Source organism: Paenibacillus ihbetae (assembly GCF_002741055.1).
Lineage (GTDB): Bacteria > Bacillota > Bacilli > Paenibacillales > Paenibacillaceae > Paenibacillus_AQ > Paenibacillus_AQ ihbetae.
Genome location: NZ_CP016809.1, coordinates 373,929 through 398,444, shown reverse-complemented (window position 1 = coordinate 398,444; position 24,516 = coordinate 373,929). Strand labels below are relative to the sequence as shown.

Below are 24,516 nucleotides of genomic sequence, written 5' to 3'. Positions count from 1 at the left end.
CAGGAAGCGAATCCTTCGGTTTATGCGCATGACGAAAGGTGGTGTGTACCCATGGCGGTAGAAACGGACGTTATCGTTATCGGAGCTGGAGTTTCGGGCACCAGCTGCGCGCTGCAGCTCGCCAGGAAGGGCCACCGCACCCTCCTGCTGGACCGTCAGCATTTCCCGCGCCATAAAACTTGCGGCGAATTCTTGTCGCCCGAAACAAGGGAGATGCTTGAATACTTAGGCATCCGGCCCGATAAGCTAGCGCTGGGAACGAGTATCATGGATCACGCCCGAATTATTATGCCTCACGGCGGCGAGATCACAGCTCCGTTACCGGGGCAGGCATACGGCATTAGCCGTTATGAGCTGGATCGGCTCCTGCAGCAGCATGCCATGAGCGCGGGCGCGGATATTGTCACGGGAACGACGGTGACGAACATTCGGCAGCTGGCTGACCGTCGGTACGAAGTAGATGCGAAGCAAGGGAACGAACGCGTTCGATATGCTGCGAAGGCTGTTATCGGTGCACACGGGACCAAAAAGCCGCGCGGCGTTCCTTCCCCTGATGTTGAGGGGGATGTCACCGTATTCGTCGGAATAAAGTCCCATTATCAAGGCGTGACGCTGCATCCTCGGGTTGAGCTGTATTTTTGCGAGGGAGGTTATGTCGGAATTTCTCCGATTGAGAACGGGAGGGTCAATGTGGCTGCGCTGATGACCTTGAAATCGGTGCAGGGAAGCGGGAAATCGGTGCCTGAAATTCTCCGATCCGCTTCGCGCACGAACAAAGGGCTGGCTTATCGGTTGGCAGAAGGAGAGCCTGTTCCGGGAACTCAGGTTTCGATTGCCCCGATTCGTCTATCCGACCTGCCCGAGCCATGGTCGCAATATCCCCACATTGGGGATGCCATGATGATGCTGCCTCCGCTTTGCGGGGACGGAATGTCCGTTGCGCTGCGCTCCTCGCGACTATGCGCTGACTGGACCGGCAAGTATTTGGACGGAGACATTCAGTTCAATGAATGGAAACATCAATATTCGCTCGAAGCCAATGCCGCGTTTACCCAGCTCCTTAGAAGAGCGAGGAGAATTCAGAGCCTAGCTTTTGCCAGAACCAATCGCTTCTATCCGGCCATTGCTAGAATGATTCCAGGACTGGCAGCTTATTTGGTAAAAGCGACCCGGCTGTCCGAATCGGGGATCGGCACAAGGTAAAAGCCGTTATCATACGGCTTTTTTTAATTTGCGGCTTTAGCCAGTTGAGATCGCGAAGCGTGCGAAACCTAAAACCATCCGTTGAGGACGGACCTTCGAACCTGACATGCTTCTTGGTAGGCTCATTAGATTTTCTATGCATTATGCCTGCGCTAGACTTTCGTTCGGATTATCTATTGACATATAGACAAACATTACAATAATATGTTTGTTAATGCATAGATTTTATGTAATGTTGTTTGTTATTTGAAAGAAGGTGAATCGTATGGCTGGTACCCATCCGGCAAATCCAAGTGGCATGATTCGCAGCACGCTCGATTTTCAGTTCCAAATGGCTTGGCAGCTGCTCGATATGCATCTAACCGGGCTTGAAGACGAGGAGTTTCATTGGCCACCTGGCTCGAAAGGGCTTCATGTGCACCAAGACAACGGAATATGGCGTGCGGATTGGCCGGAATCGGAAAATTATGATATCGGTCCACCGAGCGTAGCTTGGCTGACCTGGCATATTACCTACTGGTGGTCGATGGCACTGGACCATTCGTTTGGCAGCGGAACATTGGCTAGGGAAGAGATTCTTTCGAGCGGCGGCATACAGGAGACCCGAGACAGGATCAACCAATTGCGAAGCGAATGGAACCGGGAAGTATCGGCGCTCACGGATGAAGAGTTCCTGTCTTCGGAACGAACGCGGTGGCCGTTTGCGGAGAGACCCTTTCATGAACTGGCGGCATGGCTGAACGTCGAGCTGATGAAAAATGCGGCGGAGATCGGCTATTGCCGTTTCCTGTACGCCGTTAGAGACAGATAATCTTATCTTGCTAATATGTGTGAACCCATTGCCCGCTTTGGCCGCTTAGCCACGCGCCTTTGTTTCCGATACGTTATTTTTTGCGCCAGGCGGGTGCATAGGTCGTCTTCGGGGCGGGAAACTGGTGGATCCAGTTAATGATCCTTGTCGACATCCATTGGCATCCCACGGCAAGGATTATAATTTTCCAATCAATCACATAGGCGGTCAGGGCAAAGATGATGCCGTTCATCCAGAACAACGATGTTCCGGGGTTGATCCCCTTGTATTTATAGATCGCCAGGGCTACAAAACCGATTCCTCCGTTCGAGACCCGCTGCCTGATCAGCATGGCGACGCCGGTACCGAGAATGACTGAACCGAAGAGCAGATCAATCCACACATTTTTGAACGGCGGATCTACAAACACCTCGAAGAAATTGACGGATACGGAAGTGACCGTTATGACATACACGGTTCCGAAGGCGCTGATGCTGCCAAGATATTGGACGGTGAAAACAAGAAAAATCGTATTGGCAAACCACAGCCCGAAGCTCATCGGGAGGCCGAAGGCATGGTTTAGCAGCACCGCGATCCCCGCGCCTCCTCCGGAGGGAATGGCGTGAGGAAACAAGAATACGGCCATGGCGAAGCCCTGTATGACGGCTCCGGCCGTAATGAGGAGAAACCTTATCGCGGTTCGACGAGTAAACAGCAGTCTCCATCGGTAGGGAAAGAACGGAATGCTCACACTGAAATCTCCTTCATTAGTTGAAGTGACAAGCCTATCCTGATATTGTAGTGTATGCTTGTCAGTTGAAGGGGATGCCGAGATTTCGTAAAAGGCTATGCCGCATGAGCTCCTCTTCGATGTGCCATCATGCTGCCGAACGTATACCAAATGGGCAGCCCGGAATCAATTCCGGGCTGCCCTTATTCGTAATCGCCGAGATTTCGGCTAAAGGTTAAATGACATAACAAAACCGATCCGCTTCCTGCGCTCTTACCCCAAGTTCAAACGTATCCTGACGAAGCCCGCGGCGCATCGTTTCCAGCGCGAGAACCTCGGAAGGCGGAATATTCCCTAAATGTACATTGGAACCGAACTTGCGCAAAAGCATGGCCTGCTGGTGTTTAAGTGGCGCTTCCCAGATCAGCTTTCTTGAATCCGGAATGAACTTAATGATATCGTCAATCACTTCTTCCCGACATTCGCCTTGCTTATCGAAAATGCCGACACCCATTCCCGATTCGCGGGCTTCAATCGTTATAAACTCGGCGCCTGCGGACAAATCCGTTTCCATCGTTTTGGCAAGCATGGCGGCATCTATAAGGGAACCGGACAGCTTCTTGCCATACTCCGTAAAAACGCGAAATCCCCGTTGTTTGCCTTCCCGGATCAGTGCCGTCCGTTGTTTGCGGGACAGCTCGATGGTACCGTCGGATACTTCGACGGCATTGAAGCCGAGGCTGCATATGGAATTGAAGAAAGCAGGGACAACATCCTGCTGCACGGCGGTCTCGAGAAGGGTTCCGCCCGGCATGACCATGATCCCGTGCTGTTTGGCCAGACTGATTTTATATAGCAGCATATCCATTTTATACAGCGGAGCCGTACCGAAACCGAACTTGATGCAATCGATGTAATCCGAAGAGGTTTCGATCAGATCGGTGAACGCATGACGGCCAAGGCCCTTATCAATGACCATCGTAATCCCGCGGCCTGTGCCCCCATAGGCGTCGCGGTCTTTTTTTCCCATTGCGGGATTGCTGCGCTGCCCGCTCGGGTCACTTAACTCCGTGGGCCAAACTGCACGCAGGGAATTGTTCATGTTAAAATCTCCCCAATTCATTTTTGATTTGTCGATATTCCAGCTGACACTGGTATCATATGCGCAACCCTAGAGACAGGTGCCCATCTTTAACCATATTGGAATGCCGATCAGGCGATCTTGCGTGGGGGCTTAATCAAGAAGAACACAAGACCTAATGTCACCAAAGAAAGGGAAGATACCGTGATAAACACCACATGATCGGATTTGTCCATCATCCACCCGAATAAAGGGGGGCCCGCTGCCACACCCAAAAACCGCAAGCTGTTATACAGCGATGTAATCATACCCCGTTCACTCTTCTCGACGGCGCCGGTAATGATGGTATTCAGGCAGGGGAGAAGCAGTCCGGTTCCAATGCTGCTAACCGTCAGCAATGCAATGAATACATAGATGTTCTTCAGAAAGAACAGGGTAGCCGCTAAGGAAACCGTCATGGCAACTAAACCGATGTTCATTAACCAGCGCATGAGCAGCCCTTTTTTCTTGATCAGGCTCCCGGTCGTATAGGAAGTTATAACCATGCCCAGCAGCGGAATGGCTAGAATTAACCCCTTCATCACGCCATCGATATTGTAGGGCTTCTCCTCAAGGATGTTGGACAGGTAAAACAGGATACCGAACAAAATAAACAGCCCCAACGAGCCGGCAAAGAACGCAGTGATGAGCCAGCGGCCTTTCTCTTTGAAGATATCCTTGATATTCCCCAGATATTTCTTGAGCTCCTGCTTTTGGTTACGCTTCGGCTCTTTAATCAAGAAGATCACGGCCAGCAGCGATAAAGCGCAGAAAACGGGAAAAGCGAAAAAGGAAGCATACCAAACGATCAGCATCAGCAGAGAGCCTATTATGGGGCTAAGCACTTTGCCTGAGCCGTTGGATGCCTCGATGAGGCCCAGTGCTTTACTTTCGGTTCCGCCCTCGTATAAATCGCCGACGAGCGCCATTGCAATCGGAGCGGTCCCGGCAGCTGCGAACCCTTGAATTGCTCTGGCGGAAATAATGACCGCATAAGAATTCCATATCGCGCCGAACCCGGCCAGGATTCCGGCTCCGCCGTATAGGATCAAGGCGGGAATGATGATCACCTTGCGGCCGAACCGATCCGACAGATACCCGATCAGCGGAATAAACAGGCCTGCCGCCAGCGAGAAAATGGTGATGATCAAGCTGCTCTGGAATTTACTGATGCCAAGCTCTCTTTGCATCTCGGGCAGCCCCGGAACCAGCATCGAATTGCCGAATACCAGCACGATCGGAATGGTCGCCAGCGCAATGAATTCCCAGACCTGTCCCTTGGAGCTTCCTGCTGAATTGGATTTGGACTTGGAGTCTTCGTCTTTTGTTTCCGGGGAGTCCTCCAGGTCGATATCGCTTTGGAAGCTGATATTCAGTTTTCGTCTTTTTGTTTTTTCCATGATGTAGCTCCTCGATGTGGAGATTTAAAGGACACAATTACAGGTTGTGCAGATGGCGTACATATCATCCTAATTATGACCACAATCGGATTATATATTCCGCCGCTACTTTCGAGTCACGGATACGATGAGCAGCGGTTTGCGAATAGACGAATCACCTCTTATGCTGGCGAAAATATACTGTTTATTAAACTGCCTGTATTCGGGTAAGGGGGAACCAACATGAAGATTCGAATAATGCAGGGACACAACCGGCCGCCCGAGCCGGCGCAGATCAATGTAGTCATTGACGTAATTCGCGCATTTACGGTGGCTCACTATGCATTTCTAAACGGGGTCCAAGGCATCATTCCTGTAGCTGGAGTCGATGAAGCTATGAAATTAAAAGAGTTACACCCTGATTTCATATTGGCCGGCGAGATTAAGGGGTTGTTGATTCCGGGATTTCAATTGGATAATTCGCCTGTTCGCTTGCAGCAGTTCGATCTCCAAGGGGAATTTCTGATCCAGAAGACAACGAACGGGGTGACTGCAGCTTTAAATGCCATGAATGCAGAGCATGTTCTTGTTACAGGCTTCTCGAATGCCAGGACAACCGCACAATTTATTAAGGAGCGGTTGCTTGGCCATGAAGAGATGAGCATAAACATCATTGCCTCCCACCCAACGGGGGATGATGACCTGGCATGCGCGGAGTATATCGCAGATATCCTCCGGCAGTCAGGCTATGTAACGCCGGAGTTGACCATTGATCGGATTCGAAGCTCAGAGGCGGCCATGAAGTTTTACGATACGGGGCAGCCTGAGTTTTTGGAGGAGGATATCTCGCTGTGCACCCTGGAGCTACCGTCCGATTTTGTGATGAAAGTGAACATTCGAAACGGGATGCCGTTGATTGAAAAGGTGAAGGCGGGTTCCATTCATGCACATGCAAGATGAAGGGTTCTAATAGCGGCCCATGGTTATACCAGCAGGATTCGAGCGGATAAATTCCGCCAATGCCGTCTTTTTCAGGAGGCCCCACTTCTTGGCGTTTCGGAGTTTACGCAGTCCAGCTTGACGAGCAGGGAATATTTGGCTATAATCTTTTTATTCTGACCGTACAGTATAAATAAACGGGAGAGATAAGGTTATGCCAAAGATCGGAATGGAACCGAAACGCCGGGCGGATCTCATCAACGCTACGTTAACCTGCATCAGCAGGCATGGTATAGACGGCATGACGCTGGATAAGGTTGCCGAGCAAGCGGGCTGCTCCAAGGGGGTTGTGACGTATTATTTTCAGAACAAGGAGCATTTGACGATCGAAGCCTTCAAGACGTTCCTTGCTTTCTACGGGCTCAAGATTGAATCGGACATCAGCAGCGGCATGACAGCCATGGAGATGATGGACGTGACTATGAAGCATCTATTGCCCCCTTACCGTGAAGAAGAGGCGACGAGCATTAACGTATCGCAGCTGGATGGGATTGAGAAGATGCATATTCCTCATATCGATCAAGCCAGACTGTTTGTTCAATTTTTCTCGAAAGCCGCATTGGACCCGAAATTTCAGGAAGTCGTAGCCGAGAGCTACAGCAGGGATTTCCATGGAATTGCCAAGATTATTGCGTACGGCAATCAGACAGGGGAGATGTCCGTAGCAGATTCCTACAACGCAGCCTACGGACTCCTCGCGATGGTGATCGGTTTAAGCTTCTTTAGAGTTGCTGACGTACCGCCGATTCATGGGGGAGATAACCGGACGATTGGGGAGGATTTCGTGCGAGCATTTACCAGTCACAAGGGGATGTAGGAATTTGCAGTGCATGCGATTTAACACCTACGTCCAACGACGTTGAAAAATACGATCCCTTGGGGAGGGCTAAAAGATGAAGATAACGAAACACGAGGCCGGCAGCAGGGACATTGCCGTTGTAACCGGCACTGATGTAATAATTGATGATGTTCAGTCCGCACTGGATCTGATGGCAACCGTACAATATGAGACGGGCAGCGATCGGATTGTTATACATAAATCATTGATCAGCGAGCGTTTTTTCGATTTAAGCACACGCCTGGCCGGCGACATCCTGCAAAAGTTCATGAATTATCGAGCAAAGCTTGCCATTGTCGGGGATTTCTCCGTCTATTCTAGCCGAAGCCTTCGCGATTTCATTTATGAAAGCAACAATGGCAGCGATGTTTTCTTTATGCCGACTGAAGAACAGGCGATCGAGAAGCTGAGCTCCATTAAGTAAAATAGGGGGATCCAAGGATGACGCAGCTCCACCCACACGAAGAATCTTACCCTATGGTAACGATTCCTGCGGGGCAAGTTAACTTAAGGGACGACCGAATCAAAAAGACATGGACGGTGGAGCTGGATTCTTTTTGCCTTGCAGCCGTGCCGGTTACTGTAGCGCTTTATGCTGCGGTCGTGCATACGACAGACCAAGCGGTTCGCGGCTCCACGATCCCTGTCACTAATATATCTTGGTATGATGCTATTCGTTTCTGTAATGCATGGTCACGGACATCCGGCCTGAAGGAATGCTACTCGATAGCCGATGGTGGTGAACAGATTCATGTTGATCGCGAAGCGAACGGCTACCGTCTTCCTACTGAAGCGGAATGGCAATATGCATGCCTTGCAGGAACGATCGGCTACAGATATGGCGAGCTCAATGAAATCGCTTGGTATCAAGGCAACTCCGGAGGGAGAGCGCATGCTGTCGGTACTAAGGAGCCGAATGCTTGGGGGCTGTTCGATATGATCGGCAATGTGTGGGAGTGGTGCTGGGACCAATATGATCCCCTGGTATACGGCTCTTATCGATCATTTCGGGGAGGGAGCTGGGCCGAGGAGGCCAGGGGCTGCGGCGCGACATGCCGCCGTCGAAGTCATCCTACGTTTAAAATTGACGATCTGGGCTTCCGCTTAGCAAGGACGAGATGAAACGATGGAGCATGCGATGACGAAGACAACGGCTTCGCGGTCATCGAAGCCAAATGATAAATCTACATAACCTAAATTAGCGAAGCTGCCGGGTGACCGGCAGCTTCGCTTCCGTTAAAACTCGAAATTTCCTCCTTGCAACCTTCAATCCTACAGAATGAGAGGGGCTGCTTTAAGCCACAAGCTGTTTGTTTGACAAAGGCGTACCGGCTTCTCTATAATTTAAATGAACAACTGTTCAATAAATATGTGGAGGGATCGTTATGCGGTTGAAGGATAGAGTGGCTGTCGTTACAGGTGCTGCGTCGGGGATGGGCAAAGCCATTGCGGAGCTGTATGCACAAGAAGGAGCCAAGGTGATTGTTTCCGATTTAAATAAAGAAGGCGCGGAAGCGGTTGCAGCCGGGATCAAGGCCTCGGGTGGAGAAGCTATCGCCATAAGAACGAATGTAGCGGAGCTGGAAGATATCAACGCGATGATCGATACCGCCGTTCAACAGTACGGAACCCTGGATATTCTTGTGAATAATGCCGGGATCATGGATAACATGGCGGCAATCGGTGAAGTGGACGATGAGAAATGGGACCTGATTTTCGATATCAATACGAAAGGCGTCATGCGTGCCATACGCAAAGCGATCCCTATTTTCCTTGAAAAGGGGAAAGGCGTGATCGTAAACACAGCTTCGACGGGCGGATTCAGCGGGGCGCATGCCGGAGCAGCCTATACGGCTTCGAAGCACGCGGTGATCGGTATCACGAAGAACACCGGATTCATGTATGCCCAGAAGGGGATCCGCTGCAATGCCATTGCTCCGGGTGCAACGATCACCAATATCGCCTCGACGATGAACAATGTGGACGAGTTCGGTGCTTCCCGCACGAAAGTGACCCAAGGGGTCATTCCGCGGACCGGCCAACCGGAAGAAATCGCTCAAGTTGCTTTGTTCCTGGCATCCGATGAATCCAGCTTTATCAACGGTGCCGTGATCGCCGCAGACGGAGGCTGGACGGCCGGCTTCTAATCGATTGAGAATAACCCTAACCTTATATCGGTCAAAATACGAAGAGAGCTTCCCCAATTGTAGATGCTTCTACTGCGGGACGCTCTTTTTTTCTTGGTTGTTGTTTACGGACGTTAATTGGTATGTTTGTCCTCATCCTTTGATCAGCATACGGATATAAGTGTACGGAACGAGAAACGGCTTCATATAGGTGGGAGCATTTAGTGGAACAATCCGTGGGACGTATAGTGTACTTTTTGCGGCAATCGGTTTATAATTCTTCTCATTATCCCCGTTATTGAACAGATTATCGAGTGAACGTTCATTAACAATACGAGGAATGCATGCATAGGTGTGTGCGGCGAGAGGGTGAACAAGCGATGAACGAAAATGATTTAAGGGTCATCAAGACCAAGAAAGCACTGCATCAAGCATTATTGGGTCTATTACGGACGAACACGTTGGAATCGATCTCGGTGTCGGCGCTTTGCCGTGAAGCGGGCGTCAATCGGGGTACCTTCTATTTGCACTATAAAGACGTCGGGTCACTATTTGACGAGCACCTCCATCATTTGCTTAAAGATTTGGAAGAATCCTATTATGAGCCTTATCGGCATGTAACCATGCTGGATCCCGACCATCTTGATCCTTCGACGATCCGCATCTTCCACCATGTGAAGAAATACCAGCCGTTCTATGAGATCGTGTTTGATAAGAAATCCTCATTGTCTTATTACTATTCGTTGTTTGAAAAGATCAAAGGCTTAATGCTGGAAAGCACATCCGCACATCATCCGGACTCCATCGACATCCCGCTGGTCATCGCGTATCAGGCCAATGCCATTATGGGATTGCTGATCCAATGGTCAGAAGACGGCTTCACCCGCAGCCCGGAATATATGAACGAGCAGCTCACGAATTTCCTGAAGCTTAAAAATAGGCAGCATTAGCAATCGCCAGCTCGGCCAGCAAGGCTCTGTTCTTCTCCTTATCCGGCTTCTCATCCGGGCGTCCTGACCATTCTGATTATTCGAACAGCCACATAGAATGTATGGACAAGCGAATTCAGAAATGAACAAAGGATGGGGAGGAAGCATTGTGAAGCTGGATCAAATCCATGTCAGCGGAATGACTTGCGCGGCTTGCGCAGCGCGGATCGAAAAAGTCCTTCGCAAGTTGGACGGCGTACAGTCGGCCCGCGTCAGCCTCGCCTTGTCGCGGGCAACGATTCATTATGAGCCGAAGCGGGTCGGCATGAATACCATCCTGGAAAGGATCGAAAAGCTTGGCTATGGTGCGACCGACCAGCTGTCGAATCCGCATACAGGAATCGAAGCGGAATCGGGAGCGTACCGCTTCCGCTTCATCATCGCCGCTTGCTTGTCCCTCCCGCTCTTATGGGCGATGGTGGTCCATATCGTCGACTTGCCGATGGGGTGGACGCCGGCTTTGCTGATGAACCCTGTATTTCAATGGGTGCTCGCTACGCTGCTTCAGTTCGGTGTAGGGTATCCTTTCTATTATGGCGCCTATCAGGCGTTGGTTCACCGTACGGCCAATATGGATACCCTTGTGGCCTTAAGCACCTCCGTAGCGTACTTTTACAGCCACTATGTGATGTTCCGATCCATGCACGATCAGGCGCATACTATGCTGTATTTTGATACGATCGCCATGGTCATGACCACGGTTCTGCTGGGGAAGTGGCTCGAAACGGTAGCGAAAGGCAGAGCGCTGAAGCAGCTAAGCGCCCTGTACGAGCTTCAGGTTAAATCGGTGAGAGTCATTCGCGGTCATGGAGAGGAATGGATCTCCATGGATCAGGTGCAGACCGGAGACCGAGTCCGCGTGAATCCCGGGGAATGGATTTCCGTTGACGGGTACGTACATGCGGGAACCGCCGATGCCGATGAATCCATGCTGACGGGGGAAAGCGCGGCAGTGGCCAAAAACGCAGGCGATCGGGTCTATGCCGGAACACGCTGCCTCATCGGAAGCTTGAACATTGTCGTCGATAAACAGCATGAGAATACCCGCTTATCGCAGATGATCGGACTTATTGAGTCCGCGCAGCAGGGCAAGCCGGAGATTCAACGTGTCGTTGATCGAATCGCGGCGATATTCGTTCCTGCGATGATCGCGATTGCTGCCCTTACCTACGCAGGATGGCTGATGCTGTCCAATGGCCATGATGCTTCCGAAACCGCCATGCGCCACGCACTGTCCGTATTACTGATCGCATGTCCTTGTGCGCTTGGCTTGGCTACGCCGGTGTCCATCCTGATCGCTACCGGTTCCTCCGCCCGAAGCGGAATTCTATTTAAAGAAGGCAGCTCTCTGGAGAGACTTCGACAGACCGATGTCATTTTGATGGATAAGACTGGCACGTTGACGGAAGGGTGGCCGCACCTCAACGGGATTCACGCTTACCGGGGTGGCAGCGCATACGTGCTTTCCACGGCGGCAGCGCTGGCTGTTCAATCCGCTCACCCGTTAGCGCAAGCCATCGTAAGAGCCGCGCGGGACAGGGGAACTCTTCTGCCCGAGGCGCAGAATTTCCATGAGCGGGCGGGGAAAGGGATGGAGGGCGTTGTAGAAGGTAACCGCATTCGTGTAGGAAATCGAAAATGGCTGCAGGAGCATGGGATCCATGTGCAGCGCCATGAAGATCTGCCGGGTCATACAAGACTATATATCGCCGTGAACGAGGCGTGCGCCGGATCCTTTGTATTGAGTGACAAGCTGCGCCAGGATGCAAGGAAGGTTGTACGAGAACTGAAGAAGAGGGCGGATGTGTGGATGGTTACCGGGGACGAAGAGCCTTCTGCAGCAGCGGTAGCTGCAGCGGCGGGGATAGATCAGGTTCGTGCGGGGATGCTTCCCGAAGACAAGCTGGCGTTTATTCAAGAGCTTCAAGGACGCGGCTTGAAGGTAGCGATGATCGGCGACGGCATCAACGATGCGGCAGCCTTGGCTGCAGCCGATGTCGGCCTGGCGATGGGGGGCGGAACGGATGCGGCGAAACAGTCCGGTGATGTCGTTTTGACCGGGAACAGGCTGACCAGCATCATCGGGGCCTACAAATGGAGTCGACTAACCATGCGGAATGTTCATCAGAATCTGCTGTTCGCCCTGCTGTACAACGCGGTAACCGTACCTTTAGCTGCCCTGGGATTTCTGGACCCGCGCATCGCTTGCATCGGAATGGCCGCAAGCTCGCTACTTGTGGTCGGAAATGCGCTCAGATTGCAGCATCAAGCCGAAAAAAGCGTATCGCATCGATGAATGGTCGCTGATCCCCCTATCGGGATCAGCATGACGTGAGCGGAGAAGATGCTTCCTCCTGGCTGTCCGGATTGGAATCGTCCGGCCGATATGTAAAATACGTCTGGGCGGGATGATCCGCATGTAAGGCTAGAACCGCCCTAATAAATGCCCGTACCGATATCCAGGCAGCCATGAGCGAGATTTCGTTCGTACGCGCTGCCTGGATTTTTTATGACAACAGATGAAGCTTTCCCCATTCACCTGCTTGTAGATATGATAAGATTTATCATAGAGAAATTTTAGGCAAGCAGACTAGAAGGAGAGTGACCCTTGTGCGTGAAACCTGTGTTCCTACTGGCGTTAACCCCCGAGACACCGGCTTTGGATATACGCTGTCCTTGATTGGCGGTAAATACAAGATGATCATTCTGTATTGGCTGGCCGAAAAAAAGGTGATGCGGCATAATGAGCTGAAGCGAAGCATCGGTTCGATATCCTTCAAAACGCTGAGCATCATGTTAAAGGAGCTGGAGGAGGATGAGCTGATCGTGCGCACGGAATATCCGCAGGTCCCGCCAAAGGTGGAATACACGCTGTCGGAACGGGGGCTTTCCCTCATTCCGGTGCTGCATATGATGTGCGAGTGGGGAGAGAACCACATGCCCGCCCCCGAATCCGTACCGCAAGAGGCTTGACGTTAGATGGATTCAAAAAAAAGAAGTATTCCTTAAATGAGGAAATACTTCTTTTTATCATTTATCCCGGTACCCGGATCACAGGTTGTCGATGAACTTCAAATAATCGCGTGCGCTCGCTTCCAATGCCCTTTGAGCATGGCTAAGCTCCATGCCAGGGACGTTCCCGCCGGGTTCATTTTCTTGGCCGTAAAACGCATAGAATGATCGGTAATCCGCATCGCAGTATCGGAAGGTCGTCTCAAACGGCGTCAGGAGCTGTTCAAGTGTATAGCGATACCTTCCTTCTTTCCGGTAGTCTTCTTTTCTAATGCCGGCGGATACCGCCAGTGCAACCTTACGCTTCTTTAATTTATCACCGCCATTGGAACCATATGCCCACCCGTAGGTAAAAACATCATCAAGCCATTTTTTGAGAAGCGGCGGGCAATTAAACCAATAGATGGGGAACTGCAGCACAAGATTGTCGTGCGCTTCAATGAGCTGCTGCTCTTGTTTTACATTAAGGATGCCGTCCGGATAAACCTTATGCAGCTCGTGAACGGTGTATTTTTCGGGATATTGCCGGAGCTCTTCGACCCATCGTTTATTAATGACCGAAGCTTCCAGATTAGGGTGAGTTACGACGACTAGTGTTTTCAAAGCATTGTCCTCCTTGCAAGATGAATTGTTTTGAGTATAAAGCGATAGACGGAATCATGTAAGTATGCACTTTTAGTTCAGGTACTTACCAAAAGGTAAGTGTTGTGATACCCAAATTTTGATATATAATTTGGATTGGCTGTATTGGAAGCCCCCCGCTTGGGTACATATTCTCTAGATGTCTCTAACACAAGCCGGCATATACAAGCAGGGATTAGATGGGGAAACCCTATCTTTCATTAGCATAATCACTTACATAAAAAGGAGCTCATCCATAATGGTAGATGTATTTATGAATTTGAATCCCATTGTCCAAGCACTGCTCGCTACCTTGTTTACATGGGGAATGACCACATTAGGGGCGACGCTCGTTTTTGTGACCAAAACCTTGAACCAGCGCTTATTGGACAGCATGCTGGGGTTTGCGGGCGGCGTCATGATCGCGGCCAGCTACTGGTCTTTGCTGGCTCCGGCCATCGAAATGTCGGAAGGCAATCCGATCGGGAACTGGTTTCCGGCTGCCTTCGGATTTTTATTAGGAGGAGTCTTCATTTGGGGAATCGATAAGATTTTGCCGCATCTTCATCCTAATGCCCCAATTGGAGGAGCGGAAGGATACAATCACAAAATGAGAAAACGAAGCACGCTGCTGGTTCTGGCCATCACCCTTCATAACATTCCGGAAGGGCTGGCGGTTGGGATCGCATTTGGCGCGCTAGCCAACGGGGGGACCGAAGCTTCTCTTGTCGGCGCGATGACATTGGCGCTTGGCATCGGCATTCAGAACTTCCCGGAGGGCGTTGCGGTATCCATGCCGCTGCGCGGTGACGGGATGTCGCGGAGAAAGAGCTTCTTCTATGGGCAGTTCTCCGGCATGGTTGAACCGATCGCGGCGGTCATCGGCGCAGTAGCCGTATCCGTTATTGAGCCGATGCTGCCTTATGCATTGAGCTTTGCAGCCGGAGCGATGATCTTTGTTGTCGCCGAAGAGGTTATTCCCAGCTCTCAGGAAAAGGGCAATCGAGACTTAGCCTCGATGAGCCTAATGTTCGGTTTCGTATTGATGATGATCCTGGATGTAGCACTGGGATAATGTTGAAATTTGTCATTTTCCAATATACGGATTAGCAAATATCGGATAAAATAGGAAAGGATCGGGCCTGGTTGCAGGTATTGGCCCAATAAGCTTATGGGAGGAAACGATGGAAACAGAGAGAAAAAATGTGTTGGATGAAGTAACAAAAACAATGAAGCAGGTGGATGGCTATTTCATCCTGAATCTGCTGAAGAATCCGTTGAACGGCATCCATTTGACGGAAAAGCACTTCATTTACGGGATTCTGGGGCTTGCTAGCTCGCTGGTAGGATTTCTTTTATGGGTGCTGCTGATGGGGAAACGGCTCTCAGCGCTGTTCTTCGGGATGTTCGGCTTCGGAGGGGGAAGCATGTTTCGGGAGCTTCCATCCTCTGTGTTTGGTGAAGTGTTCGGCAGAATGCTCTTGCTCGGGCTGCTCTCAACCGTTGCCCTGCTGGCGGCTGTCTGGCTGATCGGCTGGTGGAGAAGCGGGACGCAGCCGGCGCTGAAGCTGTTCATTACGCGTGTCGGCGCTGCGCATTATATAGGGGCTGTCGGCTTTATTTTGGCAGGCATTCTGTCCTTCAGCTTTAATCTTTCCTTCTTATTGCTGCTCATAACGCTGTTGTCGCTCCTTGCTTTAACGCTGCAAGCGGGTATGGAAGCGAGCGGAGTCGTGAAGGAGCGCAGCGCCGGCTATTTGATTTTATCCGTGTCAGCCTATGTCTTGCTGATGAGTATTCTAACCAAATTGATCATGTAATTGTTTTGAAACAAGCATCTACATAAGGCAATTTCCAGTAAATGCTGTACATAATGAGAAGCGATTTCAAAGATCAAAGAAAGGAACGGTCCCCGAGGTGATGTTCGGCTTGGGGGCGGTTCTTTTTTTCGTGTTTTGTTCCAAAGGACATATCATATCCCCATCCGGTGTCGGCGGCAAGCCTGGTGCTTCCCGTAAGTGTGCAGACGCGTCAGCGACTCGGGCGGCATGTGCGTACTGGACTTAAGTCGGGGTTTCAATCATTCGCGGGACTAATGTTCATGCTGCTCTTGCGTGCTATACTGAACAGGAATCGGAAACCTGGAAAGATAGAGAGAATATGGAATGACGGAAGGAATGAAGGTAAACGAAAATGAAGAGACGTACTGGTGTGTGGATCGTGGTGGCGGGCGTGTTGCTGTTGATTTTTACGTGGAATCCCCTGAATATCTTCTCAAATGTTAACTTTGGCTTCTCCTTCTCTACGAAGGAAATTCACGAGGAACAGGCGGTCAGCCCGGAAGAGGTCCAGAGGTTGGATATTCGAACGGGAAGCGGCGATATTGAGGTCGTTCAGGGAAGCTTGGATGAGATCGTGATCAGGCTGGATGGGAAAGTGAGCAAGCAGATTGCGGACCAAGTCAAATTGAAGGTGGAGACGAAGGGCGAAACGCTGAGCGTGGGGATCGATGCACCGGATCATATCGGTTTCGGCGTGCGGATTATGGATACGGATTTAACGGTGGAACTGCCTGAGAAAATGTGGTCGGCAGCCGACATTGAAGCAGGCAGCGGCGATATAGAGATTGCGGGATTGCAGGGAGAGGATATCTCCGTCAAAGTGGGCAGCGGTGATATTCATATCGAGGATATTGATGCGGTTACGATCGGCTTGAAGTCGGGCTCCGGCGATATATCGGCTGAACGCTATAAGGCTTCCTTGATGAAGTTCGAGGCAGGCAGCGGCAGCGTTGATCTGCAGGATGGAGAAGCTGAACTGCAAGGCGAGGCGAGTTCCGGCAACATTCAATTGGAAGCGGATGAGCTGCTGCAGGATGCCGACCTGCGGGTGGGCAGCGGCGATGTGACCGTTGATTTGGATCAGGAGCCATCTTCCCTGACCGTTGATTTTAAAGGCGGTTCCGGCACCGGTAAGGTTAGCTGGGACGGATTCCAATCCGAGGAGAAAGACAAGGATAAAGGCGTACTCAGAGGAACGTTCGGAAGCGGCGATGTGCTGCTGAAGGTACGCACGGGCTCCGGTGATTTCAACCTGGAATAATAATGGGATTATGCTTCTTTAATATTTGTAAGAACGACCGCCATCCGGCGGTCTTTTTTCTTTGGGTGAAGGAACTTCCAACCCAATCATCAATTACATCATGTTGACTTAGCCGCGCTCACGGAGCATTTTGTTTGAATAACTTAAGTCGATTCTTATAACAATAAACCTTGGACTCCATATTTGAACTTCAGATAAGGAGCTATTCCGAACAGCCATAATCCGGCTATCAAGTTGATGCATTGGAAATAAGGCTAAAATATGAGGAGGTTATACGCATGCAATTCCAACAGCCGCAAAATCACCAAAACATTGAAACCGGTATGGTTCCTCCGCAATTGAACCATGGCGGTCACGAAATGTTCGATGTCCACGAAGTGTTGGCCGGGGCCATCAATACGATCGATACTTATACGATGCTGAGCGGGCACGTACAAGATCCGGAGCTTCGGGATATTATGCAGCGCCAGAAGCAATTTATGGCTGATGAATACAACATCACCCTCGAGTGCTTCAAATCAGGACAAGACCCATCCAAGCCGACCCAAAGCTATAAAATGAAGCAGGGGAATGATTTTACTTACGGGATGAAGCCATCCCAGCCGAAGAAACCAATGCAGTCGACGGCAGAAATAAACGATGAGTTCATTTCCCAATGCATGCTGAATGCGGTTAAAGCCGGTGCTACCGTAAAAACAAATGCCGCCCTGGAATCCACCAATCCCGTCGTGCGCCGGGTACTTGCAGATTCTCTGCCGAACTGTATTGAAATGGCTTATGAGATCTCCCTTTACCAGAACAAGCATGGTTATTATCAAGTTCCGCAGCTCCCGAAGCAGGATATGACGCAAATGCAAAACAGCTACGCTCCTGCCATGGTGCCTCCGCAAGCACCAGGTAGCATGATGCCACACTAAGGTTTTTTAGCGCCTTATCCCGAAGGGGATAGGGCGTTTTTTTGACGATAACCGCATCATTCTTAGCCCACGCTATGATCAGCCATAGGTGAGAGGGGGGCTTTTCATTACGTTCGCTTATGGAATACATATAGGAGGCAGACGTGTTCGTTCTCGGGCATGGAAAGGCTTGACACCTCGTCATGTGGAATGGTAATTTGTATGCACAACAAAAAAGGAGTGTATCGAATGGAACACTTTCAAGACCACTTGCTCAAGGGATGTCTATACTTCACGGCCAATCAGTTGGCCCGCTCCATAACCAAGTTAGCCGAGGATGAATTCCGCATAACAGGCTTGTCTCCGACCTACGCTTTCCTGATGATTGCCGTGAATGAGAAGCAAGGCATTTCTCAGAAGGAGCTTGGGGAGGTTTTACACATAACCCCTTCTACGGTGACCCGTTTTATCGAGAAGCTGCAGGCTAAAGGCCTGGTGTACGCTGAACAAAAAGGCAGAATGTCCCTGATTTACTCCACAGACAAGGGGAAAGAGCTTCAACCGGATATCGAAAAAGCCTGGCTTAATCTATATGATCGGTATTCCAATATCATAGGAGAACAAACCGGGATAGAATTAACAGAGCAGTTGTTTCAGATAAGCAATCAATTGGAAGATAAGCATAAGTAGGGATGTACGGCATAAAAAACGCCGCTGCTCTCTTGCGGGAGATTTGAGCGGCTTTATACGTTAAAAGCAAACCTTCAGCGTTCTCAGCAAGTTACTTAAACCTTCCCATAAATGCTACGCGATTTAGGGAAGAGGATCGTAAGCTCTGTATATTGGCCTGCTTCTGACCGCACAGACAGCCGGTGCCCCAACTTGACGGCCATCTGGCTGGCCAGGTACAATCCCAAACCCGTTGATTTTGCGTCATTTCTGCCTGTTGATCCGGTGAAACCTTTATCAAAAATTCTTCCGAGGTCTTCCGGGAGGATTCCGATGCCGGTATCCCGGATCAAAAGCCGCTTCTCGCTTGTATTGTCCTCGAGGGAACAGGTAACGGCACCCCCTTGGTTTGTATATTTCAAGGCGTTGGTGATGATTTGGTCGATGATAAATCCAAGCCACTTGGCGTCACTGTGAACCGCGTGTTCTTCTTCCCACATGGTAAAACGGATCCGTTTGGCAACGAATAGCTTGGCGTACTTGCGGACACTGGCCCGCATGATCTGGTTCAATGAAACCTCGGCGATCAGATAATCCCTCGAAAATGAATCGATCCGGGAATAATAGAGCGCTTGTTCAACATAATGATCGATTTTATTCACTTCATCCTCCAGCTTATACACGAGCTCCTCAGCAGACTTGCCGGCACTGTTTCTCATCAACAGATGGGCTGCCGTGATGGGAAGCTTCACCTCGTGAATCCAAGACATGATAAAGTCATGATAGTCCTTCCGTTCCTCATGGCACTTCCGAAAGGTATCCAGCTTCGCTTGATGAAGCTTTCTCGCCAAAGCTGTATACAGCCGCTGCTCATAACTGAGCGGTTTTGGTACGGCAGCGACCATAACGTCATCGCCGTTACCGGTTATTTCATTCAAGGCATGATAATGCGCGTAGCGACGGGCATATCCAAGGACCAGATAGGCGGCCGTTAAGATCAAGCATCCGAGTAACGTGTAGAAAATATCTCCGGCATCGTACGTTCCGGATGAACTAATCACCATCATTAAGGTTACAAACAGCATCATCGAGGCGGCCAATACGATCACATAACGTTTATCTTCCAAATATCGAACAAAGCTCATTTGATCATATACCCTTCACCCTTGATCGTTGTGATGAACCGGCTTTTACCCAAATCATCCAGTTTTTTTCGAATCCGCGTCATATTAACCGTCAAAGTGTTGTCATCCACAAAGCTTTCATCCTCCCACAAACGACGCATGATGGTTTCTCTGCTAACGATGCTTCCTTTACGCTGCAACAGCAGATTCAGGATTCGGAATTCGTTCTTCGTCAGCTCCACCGATTGCTCCCCGCATAACAGCTTCCCATCATGCAGGTTCAGGATCAGGCCATCGTGCTCGATCACATTCGGGGCGGGATCGATATAGGAATAGGTCCTGCGCAGCAGCGCTTTGATTTTGGATATCAGCACTTCGTCATAGAACGGCTTCTGTATGTAATCGTCTCCGCCCATATTGATCGCCATCACCATATCCATCGGCGTATTGCGTGAGGAAAGAAAGATAATCGGCACGTTGGAGACATCCCTAATCCGGCTGCACCAATGGAAACCGTCATACACCGGCAGGTTAATGTCCAAAAGCACAAGATGAGGCTGTTCTACGGCATATCGTTCCTGCACCCGTTCAAAATCGTCACAAAGCACGGGCTCGAATCCCCATTTCTGCAAGGTTTCCCCGAGCATTTCCCTGATCGTAGCATCGTCTTCCACGATCATGATCTTCACATATGATCCCTCCGATCCGCGCGGTTCACGTCATTTCATTACATTATACCTTTGATACGGAAAGCAAACATCATCGCAATGGACAAGGTTACAAAAATGTAAGCCTGCACAAGGAATTCGTAAGTCAGGAGTAAGGCTGCGCGTTAAAAACGGTGGTATGATACCAGGGAATGATTACCTGGAGGTGGAGAACAGATGAAAGAGATCGTTAAAATACATCAATTACAAAAGTCTTACGGCGCGAAAGGAAATGTGATGCCGGTACTGCACGGGATTGATATGACTGTTCAGGAGGGAGAATTTGTCGGGATTATGGGGCCATCCGGCTCCGGGAAAACGACACTGCTCAATATCGTATCCACCATTGACGAGCCGACCTCTGGAGACATCGTGATCGACGGGGAACCGGTGCTGCAGATGAATGAAGCGCAATTATCGGAGTTTCGCCGAACGAAGCTGGGCTTTATTTTTCAGGACTATCATCTCTTAGATACGCTGACCGTCAAGGAAAATATTGTGCTTCCGCTCGCCCTTGCAAGGATGAACGTTGCCGAAACAGAACAGCGGGTGGCAGCGTTCGGGGAGCGCTTTGGCATCGGTCATATTATGGACAAATACCCGTATCAAATCTCCGGCGGCCAAAAGCAGAGAACGGCTGCTTCCCGCGCAATCGTGACCGATCCGAGACTGATTCTGGCGGATGAACCGACGGGAGCTTTGGATTCCCGCGCTGCAGCCGACTTGCTCGAGGCGATGAAGGATTTGAACGAGCAGGATTCCGTCACGATCCTGATGGTCACGCATGATGCTTACGCAGCAAGCTATTGCAGCCGTGTGTTATTTATTAAAGACGGCGGCATTTTTGCGGAGCTGGTCAAGGGAAGCATGGCCAGAAAGGAATTCTTCAAGAAGATATTGGATGTGCTGAACGTGCTGGGAGGAGATGCCAATGACGCTGTTTGATCTGGCCAAGAAAAACATACGGGGCAATTTCCGCCATTATTTTGTTTATTTCATCTCCATGTTTATAAGTGTCGTCATTTTTTATATTTTCGCTTCCCTGCAGTACAGTAAGGAGATCATGAACGCGATCGAGTCGTCCAGAAGCATGAAGTCCACGTTCTTCATTGCTTCGATTGTGTTAATCTTGTTCGTGTCGGTGTTTATCCTGTATTCCAACCAATTCTTCTCCAGAAAACGGAAGAGGGAAGTAGGGCTGTATGCCCTGCTGGGATTGCCCAAACGAACGATCGGCCGATTGCTATTTTATGAAAATCTGCTGATCGGTATAATCGTTCTCGCATTGGCAATCGGTGCCGGCTCTCTGCTGTCAAAGCTCTTCACCATGATCCTGGCCCGGCTGCTCGGCATTAGCGTGGATATCGGGATGTCGATCTCCTTTCCGGCGATCATCAGTACGGTTATTGTGTTCATGATTATTATCCTGATCACTTCAGTGCAGGCGTATAGGCTGATCTACCGATTCCGGCTGATCGAGCTGTTTCGAGCCGAGCAGGAAGGGGAGCGGGAACCTCAGGCTTCCATCCTTTCAGCGTTCGCAGCTATCCTCGTCCTATCGGTCAGTTATGGGTTCGGACTTCGCGAGTTTGCGAATAATGAGCAGATCCTGACCAATCTTGGGGTGATGTCGGTCGGGATTATAGCGGGAACTGGACTTTTGTTTTCATCGCTCATTATTTTTGTCCTGAGATTGGCGAAGCGCCGTAAACGTTATTACTACAAGGGGTTGAACCTGGTTGTTACGTCGAACCTGGTCTATCGCATGAAGGGGAATGCCCGCACGTTCAGCATCATCTCGATCTTGTCGGCTTTGGCGTTGTGCGCATTCAGCTTTGGCTTGAGCACCTACCATACCTACGAGCATTCCACGCGTTTGATCGCTCCCTTCAGCTATATGTTTGTCAGCCAGGATGAAGCATTTAACAAGCAAGTCGACCATATGATCCGAAGCGATGCGGCGCATCCTGTGACCGAGCAGGTTACGATTCCTGTTATTCATCTGAACGGACATTCTTCGAGCGATGAGATTATTTCGAAGAAACAGCTGGCATCTAACGAGCAGCCCATCAAAGTCATCTCCGTGAGCGGATATAACCGGGCAGCGGAAGCGCTCAGCATTCCCCGACTGGACGTGACGGAGCCGGGGGCAGCGATTGCGGTTCGCCCGATGTACACGGAGCATGCATGGTCGGATTATGACGGAGAGACGATCACCTTGGAGCTGCCTTCCCAGCCGTTGACTCTGGCATTTACTGATATGACGATTGAACGAATCGTGAACTGGAGCTATCCGGATATTATGGTCGTGGTCGCTGACGAAACCTACCGCGCGATCGAGCGGCAGAGTCCTTCTGTAGACTATGTCGGCTACACGGTAGAGGGGCAGAAAACAACGAGGGCTACGTCTAATGCGCTTGCCGCCATGGCCACGCCGGAATCAAAGCTGTCGTCGTATTATGCCGAATATCGTGTCGGAATCGAGAGCGCTGCGTTAAATGTATTTATCCTCGGGTTTTTGGGACTTGTGTTCCTCCTGGCAACAGGGAGCGTCCTTTATTTCAAGCAGTTGACCGAAGCGGCGGGAGATCAGGCCCGCTACGATGTTCTGAGGAGAATCGGTGTGAGCATGAACGAGATTAGCGGTTCGATCTTTAAGCAGAACGCTATGATCTTTATCCTGCCGCTGCTCGTTGGAGCGGGACATTATATTGTCATATTCAGCTGGCTAAGGAGGCTGTTCGGCGGATTAGGGGGCATCAGTCTTCTGGAGCCCGTCCTGGTCTGTATTAGCGTGTTTATGATGATCTATATGGTCTATTTTGTGCTGACCGTAGGTTCTGTCAGCAAAATTCTCATTGGGGAAGCCCCGCGTTGGATCCGTCTTTCGGTGCTGGTGATCGCGTCAGTAGCCATCGTGCTTGCCGGGCTCTTCGTATGGCTGGCCCCGATCCCGCAGGAAGAAGAAATTGCGAAGGGGCCAGGCGTCCAGCTCCACATTCCTGCACCTATGGGGAACTATCCGGTCGGCGTGACAGAGCTTCACTTGATGGATAAGGACAGAATGGATCCTTGGGTTAACGAAGGACAGAGGGAGCTTATGATCAGTATCTGGTACCCGGCCGAAGAAGAAAGCGGACAAAGAGCTAAATATATGCGGGAAGGTGCGGCTAAGCATTATGACGAATCGGAACTTCCATCCATCGGCCTGACCCCCGGCACGGTCAATCTGGCCGATATCGATACCCACGCATGGCTGGATGCGCCTGCGGCCGAGATTGAGGGAGGCTGGCCAGTGATTATCTTCTCCCCGGGCGGCTCCATTCCGCGAAGCTTTGGCACCATCCTGGTGCAGGAATTGGCAAGCCGCGGATATATCGTCATTACCTTGGATCATACGCATGAAGCATCGGTCGTCGAATTTCCCGACGGTCGGGTCGTGACGGAGACGTTGCCGGCATTCAGTGCGGAAACGGTGCTTAAGATGATCGATGTCCGCGTCAATGATGTTCGGTTTGTCCTGGATCAATTGACCGGGATGAGGGCAGGCAGCAATCCGGACACCGGCAAGAAGCAGCTTCCTCACGGTTTGGCTGCCCTCCTTAATCTTTCCAAGGTAGGCATTTACGGGCACTCTGCGGGGGGAGCAACGGCCGCTCAAACGATGTATGAGGATGAGCGAATCGATGCGGGGATCGATATGGACGGAACGATGGGGCATATGCCCAATCATCCCCTGCCCGTAGCACAGGATGGCCTGGATCGTCCGTTTATGCTGCTGAACTCCGGGTTCAACGACGAAGGTGAAGTGGACTCGCATTTGACGGCGGAGGACCGGGCCATGTTCTGGAACCATACAAGCGGTTGGAAATTGGATGTGGCCATACCGAACGGGGCCCATTTTACCTTTACCGATTATCAGTCTCTGTTGCCTCAGCTTGCAAGCGAGGTGAGCCTTTCCAGGCTTTCGGTCCAGCAGAGCATTGGAACGGCTGACCCTGAGCAAGCGCTTGACGCGCAGCGGGAATATGTGGCGGCTTTCTTCGATCATCATTTAAAGGGCTTGCCGCAGCCGCTTCTAGAAACAACGAGCTCAACGAACACGGAAGTTCGAGTTATGGAGTAGCGTTTGGGCATGAATGCGTTTGAAAATGGACGTTCTCTTCATGCGCTCACCTTCCGTAAAGCCTCGCCATTATCAGGGCGGGGCT

General features: G+C 50.7%; 23 protein-coding genes. 17 read left to right on the top strand and 6 right to left on the bottom strand.

The window, feature by feature from the left end:
- Positions 1-51: 51 nt before the first annotated feature.
- Both BBD41_RS01725 and BBD41_RS01720 read left to right on the top strand, forming a co-directional pair.
- Complete coding sequence (locus BBD41_RS01725; protein ID WP_099476510.1) at positions 52-1,203, top strand: NAD(P)/FAD-dependent oxidoreductase; 1,152 nt, start codon at positions 52-54, stop codon at positions 1,201-1,203.
- Positions 1,204-1,468: 265 nt separating this feature from the next.
- Complete coding sequence (locus tag BBD41_RS01720; RefSeq protein ID WP_099476509.1) at positions 1,469-2,014, top strand: DinB family protein; 546 nt, start codon at positions 1,469-1,471, stop codon at positions 2,012-2,014.
- Positions 2,015-2,087: 73 nt separating this feature from the next.
- On the opposite strand, the gene BBD41_RS01715 is transcribed toward BBD41_RS01720, so the two are convergent.
- From BBD41_RS01715 to BBD41_RS01705, 3 genes are all read right to left on the bottom strand, one after another.
- The gene (locus tag BBD41_RS01715) at positions 2,088-2,744 is read right to left on the bottom strand and encodes a YitT family protein (protein WP_099476508.1); all 657 of its coding nucleotides are present in this window, start codon (positions 2,742-2,744) and stop codon (positions 2,088-2,090) included.
- Between the two features lie 214 nt (positions 2,745-2,958).
- Positions 2,959-3,825, bottom strand: coding sequence for a phosphosulfolactate synthase (gene comA, locus BBD41_RS01710; RefSeq protein WP_077565830.1), 867 nt, complete (start codon positions 3,823-3,825; stop codon positions 2,959-2,961).
- Positions 3,826-3,935: 110 nt separating this feature from the next.
- Entirely contained in the window at positions 3,936-5,243 is a 1,308-nt protein-coding gene (locus tag BBD41_RS01705; RefSeq protein WP_077565832.1) for an MFS transporter, read from the bottom strand.
- 222 nt (positions 5,244-5,465) lie between these two features.
- On the opposite strand from BBD41_RS01705, the gene BBD41_RS01700 reads away from it, so the two are divergent.
- The 8 genes from BBD41_RS01700 (at position 5,466) to BBD41_RS01665 (ending at position 13,147) form a co-directional block, all read left to right on the top strand.
- Positions 5,466-6,182: a 2-phosphosulfolactate phosphatase gene (locus BBD41_RS01700; RefSeq protein ID WP_099476507.1), complete on the top strand. Its 717-nt coding sequence runs from the start codon at positions 5,466-5,468 to the stop codon at positions 6,180-6,182.
- Positions 6,183-6,375: 193 nt separating this feature from the next.
- Complete coding sequence (locus BBD41_RS01695) at positions 6,376-7,038, top strand: TetR/AcrR family transcriptional regulator (RefSeq protein WP_099476506.1); 663 nt, start codon at positions 6,376-6,378, stop codon at positions 7,036-7,038.
- 76 nt (positions 7,039-7,114) lie between these two features.
- Entirely contained in the window at positions 7,115-7,483 is a 369-nt protein-coding gene (locus tag BBD41_RS01690; RefSeq protein WP_077565835.1) for a DUF4180 domain-containing protein, read from the top strand.
- Positions 7,484-7,500: 17 nt separating this feature from the next.
- Positions 7,501-8,181 carry a formylglycine-generating enzyme family protein gene (locus BBD41_RS01685; RefSeq protein WP_099476505.1) on the top strand — a complete coding sequence of 227 codons (681 nt, stop codon included), beginning with the start codon at positions 7,501-7,503 and terminating at the stop codon, positions 8,179-8,181.
- A 263-nt stretch (positions 8,182-8,444) separates the two neighbouring features.
- Complete coding sequence (locus BBD41_RS01680; protein ID WP_077565838.1) at positions 8,445-9,206, top strand: SDR family oxidoreductase; 762 nt, start codon at positions 8,445-8,447, stop codon at positions 9,204-9,206.
- A gap of 359 nt (positions 9,207-9,565) precedes the next feature.
- The gene (locus BBD41_RS01675) at positions 9,566-10,135 is read left to right on the top strand and encodes a TetR/AcrR family transcriptional regulator (protein ID WP_077565839.1); all 570 of its coding nucleotides are present in this window, start codon (positions 9,566-9,568) and stop codon (positions 10,133-10,135) included.
- Between the two features lie 148 nt (positions 10,136-10,283).
- Entirely contained in the window at positions 10,284-12,470 is a 2,187-nt protein-coding gene (locus BBD41_RS01670) for a heavy metal translocating P-type ATPase (protein WP_099476504.1), read from the top strand.
- A gap of 314 nt (positions 12,471-12,784) precedes the next feature.
- On the top strand, positions 12,785-13,147 hold the full coding sequence (locus BBD41_RS01665) for a winged helix-turn-helix transcriptional regulator (RefSeq protein ID WP_077565841.1): 363 nt from the start codon (positions 12,785-12,787) through the stop codon (positions 13,145-13,147).
- 78 nt (positions 13,148-13,225) lie between these two features.
- Here BBD41_RS01665 and BBD41_RS01660 read toward each other — a convergent pair whose 3' ends face one another.
- Positions 13,226-13,789 carry an NAD(P)H-dependent oxidoreductase gene (locus BBD41_RS01660; protein WP_077565842.1) on the bottom strand — a complete coding sequence of 188 codons (564 nt, stop codon included), beginning with the start codon at positions 13,787-13,789 and terminating at the stop codon, positions 13,226-13,228.
- A 277-nt stretch (positions 13,790-14,066) separates the two neighbouring features.
- On the opposite strand from BBD41_RS01660, the gene BBD41_RS01655 reads away from it, so the two are divergent.
- The 5 genes from BBD41_RS01655 to BBD41_RS01635 all read left to right on the top strand — a co-directional run bounded on the left by BBD41_RS01655 (position 14,067) and on the right by BBD41_RS01635 (position 18,495).
- Positions 14,067-14,882, top strand: coding sequence for a ZIP family metal transporter (locus tag BBD41_RS01655; protein WP_099476503.1), 816 nt, complete (start codon positions 14,067-14,069; stop codon positions 14,880-14,882).
- Positions 14,883-14,991: 109 nt separating this feature from the next.
- Positions 14,992-15,627 (top strand): hypothetical protein, encoded by a 636-nt coding sequence (locus BBD41_RS01650; RefSeq protein WP_099476502.1) that lies wholly within the window; start codon positions 14,992-14,994, stop codon positions 15,625-15,627.
- 373 nt (positions 15,628-16,000) lie between these two features.
- Positions 16,001-16,909 carry a DUF4097 family beta strand repeat-containing protein gene (locus BBD41_RS01645; RefSeq protein WP_099476501.1) on the top strand — a complete coding sequence of 303 codons (909 nt, stop codon included), beginning with the start codon at positions 16,001-16,003 and terminating at the stop codon, positions 16,907-16,909.
- Between the two features lie 278 nt (positions 16,910-17,187).
- Positions 17,188-17,826 (top strand): spore coat protein, encoded by a 639-nt coding sequence (locus BBD41_RS01640; RefSeq protein WP_077565849.1) that lies wholly within the window; start codon positions 17,188-17,190, stop codon positions 17,824-17,826.
- A 228-nt stretch (positions 17,827-18,054) separates the two neighbouring features.
- Positions 18,055-18,495, top strand: coding sequence for a MarR family winged helix-turn-helix transcriptional regulator (locus BBD41_RS01635; protein ID WP_099476500.1), 441 nt, complete (start codon positions 18,055-18,057; stop codon positions 18,493-18,495).
- Positions 18,496-18,590: 95 nt separating this feature from the next.
- Here BBD41_RS01635 and BBD41_RS01630 read toward each other — a convergent pair whose 3' ends face one another.
- Positions 18,591-19,619: a sensor histidine kinase gene (locus BBD41_RS01630; RefSeq protein WP_099476499.1), complete on the bottom strand. Its 1,029-nt coding sequence runs from the start codon at positions 19,617-19,619 to the stop codon at positions 18,591-18,593.
- Entirely contained in the window at positions 19,616-20,287 is a 672-nt protein-coding gene (locus BBD41_RS01625; RefSeq protein WP_077565855.1) for a response regulator transcription factor, read from the bottom strand. Before BBD41_RS01625 ends, BBD41_RS01630 begins: the two co-directional genes overlap by 4 nt.
- Before the next feature lie 195 nt (positions 20,288-20,482).
- Between BBD41_RS01625 and BBD41_RS01620 the strand changes: the two genes are divergently transcribed.
- A complete protein-coding gene (locus BBD41_RS01620) occupies positions 20,483-21,250 on the top strand; it encodes an ABC transporter ATP-binding protein (RefSeq protein ID WP_099476498.1) in 768 nt (255 codons plus the stop codon).
- Complete coding sequence (locus tag BBD41_RS01615) at positions 21,237-24,431, top strand: alpha/beta hydrolase (protein ID WP_077565858.1); 3,195 nt, start codon at positions 21,237-21,239, stop codon at positions 24,429-24,431. The genes BBD41_RS01620 and BBD41_RS01615 overlap by 14 nt, the downstream gene beginning before the upstream one ends.
- Positions 24,432-24,516 lie beyond the last annotated feature (85 nt).